We start from the raw sequence: 11,522 nt of genomic DNA, 5'->3' as shown, positions 1-11,522 counted from the left end.
ATGCGCGCCATGGTGATCGACGATTCGCGCGCGATGCGCATGATCCTCAAGCGCATCGTCACGAAGCTCAACTTCGAGGCGGTGGAGGCGGGGGACGGCAAGGAGGCGATGGACCTTCTCGCGGACATGACGGAGGTGCCGGAACTGGCCCTCATCGACTGGAACATGCCCAACATGAACGGGCTCGAGTTCGTCACCAAGGTGCGGGCGGATCCCCGGTTGCGGGAGATGACCCTCGTGATGGTCACCACCGAGAGCGAACAGAGCCAGATCGTACGGGCGCTCGCCGCGGGCGCTCACGAATACGTGATCAAGCCCTTCACCGAAGGCGCCATGATCGAAAAGCTGGCCCTTCTGGGCCTCGTCCCGACCGGAGCGAACTCATGAGTGTCGAAGTCGAGGTCGACGAGAGCGACCTCGCCGAGATGGTGGAACAGGTATGGGAGTCGTACCTGGATCCCGAGGGGGTCAGTCCGCTGATTCCCACGTACGACGAGAACCAGCCTTCCGAGGTGCACTCCTCGGTTTCGATCACCGGGTCCTGGAGCGGGCATGTCGTGTACGCGTCCTCCCGTGCCGCCGCCCAGCGCGCCGCGGCCGCCTTCCTCGCCATGGAGCTTGAGGAAGTGAGTGAGGAGGACATGTCCGACACGCTCGGCGAACTGGCCAACATCGTCGGTGGCAACGTCAAGGCGATGTTGCCGCCGGGGGCGCAGTTGTCGCTCCCGCAAGTGAATCTCGCGCCGGAGGCTTCGGCGCGGTTCCCGAATGCCCAGCGGATCAGCGGGGTGTACGGGATGTGGGAAGGCGAACCGGTGTCCATATCGATGTGGCAGAGCAGCACCGACAACAAGGAGGAGGGTGCATGAAGATCCTCATCGCCGATGACAGCCGGGTGATGCGGCAGATCGTCGTCCGGACTTTGCGGCAGGCGGGTTTCGGAGATCACGACCTGATCGAGGCGGCGGACGGCAAGGAAGCCCTGGACAAGGCCGTTGCGGAGAAGCCCGATCTGGTCATCTCCGACTGGAACATGCCGCATCTGACCGGTATCGAGGTGCTGCGGCAGCTCCGTGCGGCCGGCAACAACGTCAAGTTCGGCTTCGTGACCTCGGAGTGCACTCCGGAGATGAAGACGGCCGCCGAAGCGTCCGGGTCCGCGTTCTTCATCGTCAAACCCTTCACCGCTGAGCGATTCGATGAAGTGTTCGCTCCTATTTTGGGATGATTAAGACATGTCAGACGTCTCGGTTCTTCCCGGCTCTCTAGCCGTACGCAACCTTTTCGAGGACCTTCTGGGTCGAGAGGTGACCGTCAGCCCTGGTGACCCGATCAGCGCACCCGAGGTGCCGCTGTCGACGACCGCGATCTTCACGGACAGCGGACAGAAGATCTACGCGGTGATGGGCATGACGCTCAGCCTCGCGGCGAACGCGGGAGCGGCGCTCGGCCTGCTGCCCGCCGGCGCCGCCGAGGACAGCATCGACGAGAAGCAGCTCTTCCCGAACCTGGCGGAGAACGTCTTCGAGCTGTGCAACGTGTTCACCAGCCTCCTCAACCGGGAGGGCGCGCCGCACGTGAAGCTGTACCAGGTGATCTACCCGAACCAGGAGCTGCCGGGCGACGCCCGGGCTGTCCTGCTCGCGCTCGGCCGGCGGCTCGACCTCTCGGTCGAGGTCAACCGGTACGGCAAGGGCAAGCTCAGCGTGTCGATGGCACCGTGAAAATCCTGATCCTTTAGGCGTACAAAATTGAAGATCTTGTTGTTGCGGGCCCGCCTGATGGTGGGCCCGCAAATTTTTGGGCTTGTTCGCGACCTACCTTGAGCTGTGTCCGGCTTGAGGCGAGCCGCTGCATCCGCACCGTCGCGAATAAGCCCAACCGTCTAAGCAAATCGGGGGACGGGCCGAAGCTTAGGGTGAGCCTGATACGGGACAGGAGAGAGTTCGATGACCTCACCGATGTCCGGACCGACCGGCGCCGATCCTGCCAAGGCAGTGGCGGCGGCGAAGGCCGCCGAGGCCAAGAGCAAATCGCTGGGTGACAAGGACACGTTCATGAAGCTCCTTGTCGCGCAGCTGAAGTACCAAGATCCCACGAAGCCCGCCGACTCGACCGCGTTCCTGGCGCAGACCGCCCAGTTCACGCAGGTGGAGAAGCTGGAAGACATGATCGGCATGCTGCAGTCGCAGCGGATGATCGGCGCCAGTTCTCTGGTCGGGAAAACTGTCACGTACATGGACGAGACCGGTGTGATGCAGACCGGCGTGATCAGTGCGGCGAAGCTCAACGGAGACAGCGAACCGACGCTCCGAGTCGGGAACACGGATGTTCAGCTGTCCAAGGTCACGGAAGTCGCCAACGATTCCAAGACCGGCGGAACAACGTCTCCCTCTTAGTGTCGAAGGATTAGTAAATGCTGCGTTCTCTTTACTCCGGTATCAGCGGGCTCAACGCCCACCAGAAGATGATCGACGTCACCGGTAACAACATCGCGAACGTCAACACCACGGGTTACAAGACTTCGCAGGTGCAGTTCAACGACACCCTCAGCCAGATGATGGGCGCGGGCGGCTCGCCGCAGGACGGACAGGCCGGCACCAACCCGGCCCAGGTCGGCCTCGGTGTGCGTGTCGCCGGCATCACGTCGAACTTCAGCCAGGGATCGGCGCAGACCACCGGCAAGTCCGGCGACATGATGATCCAGGGTGACGGATTCTTCATCACCCGCAGCGGCAACGAGCAGCTCTACACCCGGGCCGGTTCGTTCTTCTTCGACGCCAACGGGGTGCTCGCCACCGCCACCGGTGAGCCGGTGCAGGGCTGGACCGCGGACGCCGCCGGCAACGTCAACTCCGGCGTCCAGCCGAGCGACATCAAGATGCCCCTCGGCGCGACAATGCCGCCCAAGGAGACTTCGCAGATCACCCTCAAGGGCAACCTGACCAGCGATCTCCCCGCGGATCCGCTGGCCATCAAGGACACGGTCACGATCCCGGTCAAGATCTATGACGACAAGGGTGCCGCCCGCACCGTCACTGCCGTCTATGAGCGCAGCCTTGATCCGACCCCGGAAACGGAATGGACCATCAACCTCTACGAGACCTATGACCCCAAGGACGCCACCAAAAACGTCCGTGTCAACGGCACCGAGGAGGACATGACGCTCGAAATGAAGGACGGCAAGCCGGAGATCCAGCCGAAGGAGATTCCGGATGCCGGCACCCTGGACGCCGACGGCAACATGATTTTCCGTGCCGCCAAGACCAACGGGCCCGACGATCCCGGCATCAAGATCAACATGAAGGACCTGACGATGTACTCGGGTCTCACCGATGCCCGCGTCTTCAACGTCGACGGCCAGACGGCCGGCGCGCTCACGTCGCTGTCGTACACCGTGTCGGACTCCGGCGAGATCATCGGTGTCTACAGCAACGGGATGAAGCAGACGCTGGGCCAGGTCGCCATGGCGACCTTCAAGAACGTGGCCGGCCTGGAGAAGGTCGGGAACTCGCAGTACCGCACGACGGTCAACTCCGGGTACGCCCAGGTCGGCGAACCCGGCAGTGCGGGCATGGGTCAGGTCATCTCCGGCGCGCTGGAGATGTCGAACGTCGACCTCGCCCAGGAGTTCACCAACCTGGTCGTCGCCCAGCGGGGCTTCCAGGCGAACTCCAAGATCATTACGACCTCGGACGAGATCCTCCAGGAGCTCGTCAACCTGAAGCGCTAGTAGTACAGCGTCAAATCTCGGCCGGCGGCCGGGGCGGGCTCCGGCCCACCCCGGCCGCCGCTGTGTGAGAGGTGGGAGAGGTGTGCGCGGAAGCGCCGCAGCCCGCACCCGGATAGCGACCGGTTCGATCTCATCGGCAACCGAGGTCGAGCCGAACTGATAGGCGAAGGGCCACGGAGGGCCCGACACCAGCCAAGGACGACCCAAGGACGGAACAGTCTTGATCCTCGTAACTCGCATCAATGGCGCCGTGTTCGCACTGAACCCGGACCTGGTCGAGCGTGTGGACTGCACGCCCGACACGGTCGTCACCCTGGTGGACGGCACCAAGTACGTCATCGCCGAGTCGGTACCCGAATTCATCGACTCGGTGCGTCACTACCGCGCCTCGCTCATCGCCCAAGCGAGCCGGATGGAGACCCAGCCCGTGGACTCCACCGCAGTGCCCTCTTCCTCTGACGACCTCGACGCCAAGGTGCTCCCGCTGCACCGGAACGGACGCTGAGATGGACCTCGCTAGCATCATTGGTGTAGTTCTCGGACTGGCCATCGTCTTCACCGTCCAGTTGGTCGAGGGCGGTTCACCCGCCTCCATCATGTTGTGGCCGTCGATGCTCCTGGTCTTCGGTGGTGGCTTCGCCGCCGCCATGGCGGGTGGCGTCATGAAGGACACGAAGGCCTTCGGCGCGCAGCTCAAGAAGGGCTTCACCAACAAGGTCACGCCGGCGGCCGAGCTGCTCGACAGCGTCGTGAAGCTGGCCGAGCGGGCCCGCCGTGAGGGTCTGCTGGCTCTCGAGGACGCGGTCAAGACGGTCGAGCACCCCTTCCTCAAGCGGGGTCTGCAGCTCGCCATCGACGGCACCGACCCGGACGAGCTGCACGACATCCTGCACGCCGAGGTCGCCGCCAAGAAGAAGGCCGACAAGGCCGGCGTCAAGTTCTTCGAGTCCTGGGGTGGTTACGCCCCGACGATCGGCATCATCGGCACGGTCATGGGTCTGGTCCTGGTCATGGAGAACCTGGACAAGCCCGAGACGCTGGGCCACTCGATCGCCGCGGCGTTCTGCGCCACCCTCTGGGGTGTTCTCAGCGCCAACATGATCCTGCTGCCGATGGGCGCCCGCCTGGCTCGCCTCAGCGCGATCGAGGCCGAGGAGATGGAGCTCGTGATCGACGGTGTCCTGGCCATCCAGGCCGGCTCGAACCCGCGTCTGGTCGCCCAGAAGCTCCGCAGCCTGCTTCCCCCGGACGAGATGAAGAAGGCCGAAGCTGCGGCCTCGAGCAAGAAGGCGGCCTGACCTAGATGAGCTCCGGCGGCGGCAAGCGTAAGCAGAAGCACGAAGAACACGAGGAGCACGCCAACCACGAGCGCTGGCTCGTGTCGTACGCCGACATGATGACCCTGCTCTTCGTGCTCTTCGTGGTGCTCTTCTCGATGAGTGACGTGAACCAGAAGAAGTTCGCGCAGCTGGCACAAGGCCTGTCCGCCGGCTTCGGCTCCAAGAGCGCGGCGTTCAGCGGGAACTCTGCCCCGCTGGACGGCGCCGCGAACACCGCACAGATCGTGCAGATCGACCCGGGCTCCAACCCGGGTGACGGGTCCTCCGGCACGGAGGGCCTGAACCAGAAGCAGAAGGAAGCGGTCGAGCGGGCCATCAAGGCCGAGGACCGCAAGAAGGCCTCGGCCAACGCGGAAGAGGCGGCCAAGGAGGCCGAGAACCTCAAGGCCATCGAGCGCAAGCTCGCCGACGCGCTGGCCGCACAGAAGCTGCTCGGCAGCGCGAAGTTCACCATCGACCAGCGCGGCCTGGTGGTCACCATCGTCACCAACGAGGTGGTCTTCGCCGGCAACCGCGCCGAGCTTCAGAAGGGCGGCGAGAAGATCCTGAACGCGATCTCACCCACCCTGGCGAAGCTGCCGAACAGCATCGAGGTGGACGGCCACACCAACCAGCTCAAGGCCCGCACCACGTACTACCCGAGCGGTTGGGAACTCTCCGCCGCCCGCGCCTCGACCACGGTCCGGTTCTTCACCGACCACGACATCCCGAAGAAGCGGCTCAGCGCGGTCGGTTTCTCCGACACCAAGCCGCTGATCGACCCGAAGGACCCGCGCTCCATCTCGATGAACCGCCGGGTGGACGTCGTCATCCTGACCATGCTCTCGGCTGACCAGGCAGCGCTGCTGCCCTCCGCGGCCGGCGCCGACGGCAAGCTGCACACCGGCCAGACCACGGCAGAGCACCAGGCCGAGGTCGCCGCCGAGACCGCCAAGACCAGCACCGCCAGCACCACCACCAACCACAACTGATCTGAACTGGGGGAGTTCTGATGGCTGACGAGACCACGGTTGCCGAGGCGCCGAAGAAGTCGAACAAGATGCTCATGATCATCATCGCCCTGGCGCTGGTGCTCGTGGGTGGCGGTGGAGCCGGCGCGTTCTTCATGATGAGCGGCAACTCCGCCGACGCCGCCGAGGAGAAGCCGGTCAAGGGCATCGTGACCGCCGCCGAGAACACCATCACGGTGAACCTGGCCGAGGGGCACTACCTGAAGCTGGGCTTCGCCATCCAGCAGACCGAGGAGTCGGGTGACCACGCGATCGACCTGAACGAGGCCTACCAGCTGGTGATCGACGCCTACACCGGCCGCACGGTCGCCGAGCTCTCCACCGCCGAGGGCCGCGCCAAGGTCAAGGAAGAGCTGCTGGCCAAGCTGATCGAGACCTACACCCACGACGACGTCAAAGAGGTCATGGACATCTACTACACCTCGTTCGTGACCCAGTAAGACCGCCACACCGGGCGGGTCTCCCCAGGGAGACCCGCCCATCGGCATGAGAACTGGATGAAAACGCCGCCACGGCTCAGCGGATCGGTAACCGAGCCGATGAGGACGACGTGACCACCGCTCAACGTTCCCCCGGCAGGATCTCGCGTCGTGGCCAAGGCGGGGGCCCGACCGCGTACGACTTCCGGCGTCCCATCAAGCTGTCCCGCGAACACGTCCGTACGTTGCAGATGGTCTTCGAGTCGTACGCGCGCAGTTGCGGCACGCTGTTCACCACCCGCCTCCGGGTGGTCAGCAACGTCTCCCTGATCTCCATCGAGCAGCTGAACTACGACGAGTACGTCGCCGCGCTCGCCAACCCGACGATCATCGCCGTGGTCACCCTCGACCCGCTGCCCGGCACGGTCCTGCTGGAGATCGCCCAGTCGGCGGTGATGACCGCGATCGACCACATGCTCGGCGGGCCCGGCGGCACCCAGCCGGAGCGTCCGCTGACCGAGGTCGAGATGCCGTTGCTGCGCGGTCTCATCGAACGGATGCTGGGCGAACTGCGCTACGGCTTCGAGAGCATGGTCGACCTGACGCCGAAGCTGAAGGAGATCGAGTACAACGCGCAGTTCCTGCGCGCTCACGCGCCCGGCGACGCGGTGGTGGTGGCGTCGTTCGAGACGAAGATCGGCGCGGAGGAGTGCATCGCCACCATCTGCCTGCCGTTCAACACCATCCTGCCGGTGCTGTCGCGGACCGAGGCGGTCGTCCTGAGCGCCGCCGAGCGGCTCGAGAAGGACACCTCCCTGCGGAACCTGACCGCCGGACTTTCCGCCGCTCCGATCGACGTAGCAGTGCGATTCCAGCCCATTCGGATGCGTACCGATGACATCGTGGATCTGCGCCCCGGTGACGTCGTCCCGCTGGGACATCCGACCAGCCGGCCGCTCGAGGTGACCGTCAACGACATCGTCTTCGCTCACGCAGTTCCCGGTAACCAGGGCGCCCGGCTCGCATGTCTCGTCGTGCCGTCGCCCAACGAGAGCCCGTCCAAGGAGTCTGGCCGCCCATGACAGCGCCCACCATGACCGCGCCTCAGCTCGCGCTCGCCAGGAACGCCGCCGAGGCCGCGCTGGCCGTTCTGCCCACCAGCCGTGCCCTGGTGGCTGCCGACCCGGTGATACCGGACGCGGGGACGGTGATCGAGGGTCAGGCGATCACGGCGAGGTTCACCGGCGCTGCCTCCGGCGAGGTCGTCGTGGTGGTCGGCCAGGATCTCGCGGATGCCCTGAAGGAGAGCCCGCTCGGCGAGCTCGACCTGACCGCGGCGGTCCGGCCGGCCCTGGAGGCGGCGGCCCGGGTGTTCGGGCCGGTGGTCCTCGACCCCGGTCAGCTGATGGAGCCCGGGGTGGCGCTCAGCGCGCTCGCCACGAAGGAGGGCGCCGTCGCGGTGCCGCTGCGCGACGAACTCGAGATCCGTGCGGTGATCGGCCTGGCCCTCAGCCAGTGGCCCGGTGAGGACGCCGGAGCGGTGAGCGTGGCCCAGCGGGCGGCGCCGGCCCGGGCCGGCGGCGGCGGACGGGGTGGTCTGGACATGCTGCACGACGTCGAGATGGAGGTCTCCGCCGAACTGGGCCGGACCCGGATGAGTGTGCGCGAGCTGCTCTCGCTCACCCCCGGCGCGATCGTCGAGCTGGACCGGGCCGCCGGCAGTCCGGCCGATCTGCTGGTCAACGGCCGGCTGATCGCCCGCGGCGAAGTGGTCGTGGTCGACGAGAACTTCGGCATCCGGATCACCGAGATCGTCTCGCCGGGCGTGGAGTAACGGTCTTGATCTCGCTCACCTTCCGGGTCGCCCTGGCGCTGCTGATCGTCCTGTTCCTGATGTGGCTGCTGGCCAAGGCCGTACGCCGGCCGTACACCAGCCGCCGCGACGGCATGCTCGCGGTGCTCGGACGTCAGCAGCTCAGCCGCGGCTCGGCGGTGGCGGTGATCCGGGTCGCCGATCGCGCGCTGGTGGTCGGCATCACCGAACAGCAGGTCAGCATCCTCACCGAGACCGACCTCGAACCCTTCGAGACCGAGCCGGACGAGCACCGTGACGAGATGGAGGTGGAGTCGGACGGCCTGCACGCGCACCCCAAGCTGCCGGACCGGCACCCGATGAGCCTCGGCGGGCGGCTGGACGGCTCGCTGCTCTCGCCGCGGACCTGGACCACGGCGCTCGAGGCGCTGCGCGACCGGACGACGAGGCGGTAGACATGACGCGGCGCGCGATCCCGCTGCTGATGCTGGTGGCGACCCTCATCCTGCTGCCGGGCATCGCCTCGGCGGCGCCCGCGCCGACCCCGTCACCGCCCAGCATCGACATCCAGATCAACGGGACGAACCCGGACGGCAGCCGCCCGGCCTCGTCCCTGGTGATCGTCCTGGGCCTGACCCTGATGTCGGTGGCGCCGGCCCTACTGCTGCTCTGCACCTGTTTCACCAAGGTCTTCATGGTCCTCGGGATCACCCGCAACGCGCTCGGCCTGACCAGCATGCCGCCCAACCAGGTGCTCGCCGGCCTGGCGCTGTTCCTGAGCATGTTCATCATGGGACCGACCGTCTCGGCCATCAACGAACAGGGCGTGCAGCCCTATCTCAAGGGCGACAAGACACAGTCCCAGGCGTTCAAGGACGGGGTCGAGCCGCTCCGCGAGTTCATGTACGGGGCGACCCGCCCCGACGAGGTCGCGCTGCTGACCAAGGTGTCCGGCCAGAAGAAACCGGCCAACATCCAGGCGGTCCCGCTCACCACGCTGATTCCGGCGTTCGTGCTCTCCGAGCTGCGGGCCGCGTTCATCATCGGGTTCGTCATCTTCATCCCGTTCCTGATCATCGACCTGGTGGTGTCCGCCTCGCTGATGTCGCTGGGCATGATGATGCTGCCGCCGGTGACCGTGGCGCTGCCCTTCAAACTGCTGCTGTTCGTGCTGGTCAACGGGTGGGCCCTGATCATCACGGCACTGGTCGGCTCGTACTGAGACGATGAATTTCGAGGTCGCCACCGCGGAGTTCCTGGCGGTCATGCTGGGAGCGGTACGGACCGGCGCCTGGATGATGCTCTGCCCGCCGTTGAGTTCCCGGTTCATCCCGGCGCAGGTGAAGGCTCTGCTTTCGGTCGGGCTGACCCTGCCGATGGCGCCGTACCTGCGGCAGACCGTCCCGTCGCTGGAGACCAAGGACCTGATCTTCACGGCCGCTCTCCAGGTGCTCATCGGCGCCGGGCTCGGCTTCCTCACCGCCCTGCTGTTCGCGGCCCTCCAGGCGGCAGGCGACCTGCTCGACCTCGCCAGCGGCTTCACGCTGGCCTCGACGTACGACCCGTTCTCGCAGAGCAGCAGCTCGATCTTCGGCCGGTACTACAACCTGGTGGCTCTCACCCTGCTGTTCGCCAGCGACGGGCACCAGCTGATCATCCGGGGCTTCCTGCAGAGCTTCCGTACCCTGCCGCTGAACGCCACGTTCGACATGGAGACGTTCAGCCGGCTGCTGCTCAAGGGCATCGGCGAGATGTTCCTCGCGGCGATCCAGATCGCCGGGCCGCTGATGGCGGTGCTCTTCCTGGCCGACGTGGCCCTGGGCCTGCTGAACCGGGTCGCGCCCGCGCTCAACGCCTTCCAGCTCGGTTTCCCGATCAAGATCTTCCTGGTCGTCACCCTCTCCGCGATCGCGATCTCGCAGCTGCCGGGGATCCTCGACACGCTCGTCGACAAGGCGGTCACCGTGGTGGTGCGACTCGGCGGCGGGTGAGTCCCGCGGAGATGAGGAGGTGAGACGTGTCCGGCGAGAAGACCGAGGAACCCACAGCCCAAAAACTGAAGAAGGCCAAGCAGGAGGGCCAGATCGGGCGGAGTCAGGACCTCGGTGCCTGGGTCGGCATGCTCGCCGCCAGCATCATGCTGCCCCGCACCCTGGGTAAGGCGATGGAGCGCGCCCAGGAGCTGGTGGAGAAGATCCCGGACACCATCCAGAACCCGGATCCCGGCAAGACCCTCGGCATCTTCAAGGACGCGCTGATGAGCGCCGCCTGGACGGTCCTGCCGCTGGCGCTGACCATGATGGCGGTCGGCATCGTGGCGGCCGGGTCGCAGGGCGGCATCCGGGTCGCGACCAAGCTGTTCATCCCGAAGTTCAACCGGCTCAACCCGTTCACCGGGATCAAGCGCATGTTCGGCGGGCAGGCGCTCTGGGAGGGCGCCAAGGCCCTGATCAAGACGACGGTGCTGGCGATCGTGCTGTACCTGACGATGCAGGACATCGTGCCGGTGCTGATGACCGCCGGGCGGTTGCCGTTGGCCACCCTGGTCGCGGTCATCAACGACGCCGCGATCCAGCTCCTCCAGGCCGCCGCGGCGGCCGGCATCGTGATGGCCGCCGCCGACTACTTCGTGGTGCGCCGGCGGACCAAGAAACAGCTGCGGATGACCAAGGAGGAGGTCAAGCAGGAGTACAAGAACACCGAGGGCGACCCGCACGTCAAGGCCCACATCCGGGCCAAGCAGCAGGCCATGGCCCGGAACCGGATGATGGCCGACGTGCCCACCGCCGACGTGGTGGTGGTGAACCCGGTGCACGTCGCGGTGGCGCTGCGGTACGAGCCGGAGAAGGGCGCGCCGCGGGTGGTGGCGAAGGGCAAGGGCCCGGTCGCCGCGAAGATCCGGGACATCGCCACCGAGAAGCGGATCCCGATGGTGCAGGACGTGCCGCTGGCCCGGGCCCTGAACAAGGACTGCGACATCGGCCAGGAGATCCCGGCGGAGTTCTTCGGCGCGGTGGCGAGGGTGCTGGCGTTCGTGATGAGTCTGAAGGCACGTGGTGCGGCGGCTGGTTTGCACCGGAACCCGAACCCGACCTCAGTAGCGGCATAACCACCAAATACAGAGATTTCCTCACAAGCTGGTGCAAGAGCAGGGAAGATCGGTGCGTGGCGGTGCCACAGCGGCCTCAGTGACGGCGGGAACACGCC

Annotated in this window: 16 protein-coding genes; all 16 read left to right on the top strand. The window is 66.1% G+C overall.

Annotated elements, in window-relative coordinates:
• The 16 genes from ACZ3II_RS03265 to ACZ3II_RS03190 all read left to right on the top strand — a co-directional run bounded on the left by ACZ3II_RS03265 (window position 1) and on the right by ACZ3II_RS03190 (window position 11,424).
• Complete coding sequence (locus ACZ3II_RS03265; protein ID WP_173476755.1) at window positions 1-387, top strand: response regulator; 387 nt, start codon at window positions 1-3, stop codon at window positions 385-387.
• Window positions 384-869, top strand: coding sequence for a chemotaxis protein CheX (locus ACZ3II_RS03260; protein ID WP_465515982.1), 486 nt, complete (start codon window positions 384-386; stop codon window positions 867-869). Before ACZ3II_RS03265 ends, ACZ3II_RS03260 begins: the two co-directional genes overlap by 4 nt.
• Entirely contained in the window at window positions 866-1,228 is a 363-nt protein-coding gene (locus ACZ3II_RS03255) for a response regulator (RefSeq protein WP_465515981.1), read from the top strand. The genes ACZ3II_RS03260 and ACZ3II_RS03255 overlap by 4 nt, the downstream gene beginning before the upstream one ends.
• Window positions 1,229-1,235: 7 nt before the next feature.
• Window positions 1,236-1,724, top strand: coding sequence for a hypothetical protein (locus tag ACZ3II_RS03250; RefSeq protein WP_465515980.1), 489 nt, complete (start codon window positions 1,236-1,238; stop codon window positions 1,722-1,724).
• A 225-nt stretch (window positions 1,725-1,949) separates the two neighbouring features.
• Window positions 1,950-2,399 (top strand): flagellar hook assembly protein FlgD, encoded by a 450-nt coding sequence (locus ACZ3II_RS03245; protein ID WP_465515979.1) that lies wholly within the window; start codon window positions 1,950-1,952, stop codon window positions 2,397-2,399.
• 17 nt (window positions 2,400-2,416) lie between these two features.
• Complete coding sequence (locus ACZ3II_RS03240) at window positions 2,417-3,733, top strand: flagellar hook protein FlgE (protein WP_465515978.1); 1,317 nt, start codon at window positions 2,417-2,419, stop codon at window positions 3,731-3,733.
• Between the two features lie 220 nt (window positions 3,734-3,953).
• Window positions 3,954-4,238, top strand: coding sequence for a flagellar FlbD family protein (locus ACZ3II_RS03235; RefSeq protein WP_465515977.1), 285 nt, complete (start codon window positions 3,954-3,956; stop codon window positions 4,236-4,238).
• 1 nt (window position 4,239) lies between these two features.
• A complete protein-coding gene (locus ACZ3II_RS03230) occupies window positions 4,240-5,031 on the top strand; it encodes a motility protein A (protein WP_465515976.1) in 792 nt (263 codons plus the stop codon).
• A 5-nt stretch (window positions 5,032-5,036) separates the two neighbouring features.
• Window positions 5,037-6,044, top strand: a complete 1,008-nt coding sequence (locus ACZ3II_RS03225; protein WP_465515975.1) for a flagellar motor protein MotB — start codon at window positions 5,037-5,039, stop codon at window positions 6,042-6,044.
• Between the two features lie 20 nt (window positions 6,045-6,064).
• Window positions 6,065-6,523, top strand: coding sequence for a flagellar basal body-associated FliL family protein (locus tag ACZ3II_RS03220; RefSeq protein ID WP_465515974.1), 459 nt, complete (start codon window positions 6,065-6,067; stop codon window positions 6,521-6,523).
• A 110-nt stretch (window positions 6,524-6,633) separates the two neighbouring features.
• A complete protein-coding gene (locus ACZ3II_RS03215) occupies window positions 6,634-7,584 on the top strand; it encodes a flagellar motor switch protein FliM (protein ID WP_465515973.1) in 951 nt (316 codons plus the stop codon).
• Window positions 7,581-8,336: a flagellar motor switch protein FliN gene (gene fliN / locus ACZ3II_RS03210; protein WP_465515972.1), complete on the top strand. Its 756-nt coding sequence runs from the start codon at window positions 7,581-7,583 to the stop codon at window positions 8,334-8,336. Before ACZ3II_RS03215 ends, fliN begins: the two co-directional genes overlap by 4 nt.
• 5 nt (window positions 8,337-8,341) lie before the next feature.
• Window positions 8,342-8,770: a FliO/MopB family protein gene (locus tag ACZ3II_RS03205; protein ID WP_465515971.1), complete on the top strand. Its 429-nt coding sequence runs from the start codon at window positions 8,342-8,344 to the stop codon at window positions 8,768-8,770.
• 2 nt (window positions 8,771-8,772) lie between these two features.
• Entirely contained in the window at window positions 8,773-9,537 is a 765-nt protein-coding gene (gene fliP, locus ACZ3II_RS03200) for a flagellar type III secretion system pore protein FliP (protein WP_465515970.1), read from the top strand.
• 4 nt (window positions 9,538-9,541) lie between these two features.
• Window positions 9,542-10,306 (top strand): flagellar biosynthetic protein FliR, encoded by a 765-nt coding sequence (gene fliR / locus ACZ3II_RS03195; protein WP_465515969.1) that lies wholly within the window; start codon window positions 9,542-9,544, stop codon window positions 10,304-10,306.
• 26 nt (window positions 10,307-10,332) lie between these two features.
• On the top strand, window positions 10,333-11,424 hold the full coding sequence (locus ACZ3II_RS03190) for an EscU/YscU/HrcU family type III secretion system export apparatus switch protein (RefSeq protein WP_465515968.1): 1,092 nt from the start codon (window positions 10,333-10,335) through the stop codon (window positions 11,422-11,424).
• Window positions 11,425-11,522: the final 98 nt, after the last annotated feature.

The organism is Actinoplanes sp. NPDC019969 (assembly GCF_055562375.1).
The sequence above is the reverse complement of the archived record's forward strand: the minus strand, read 5'-3'. Positions and strand labels throughout refer to the sequence as shown.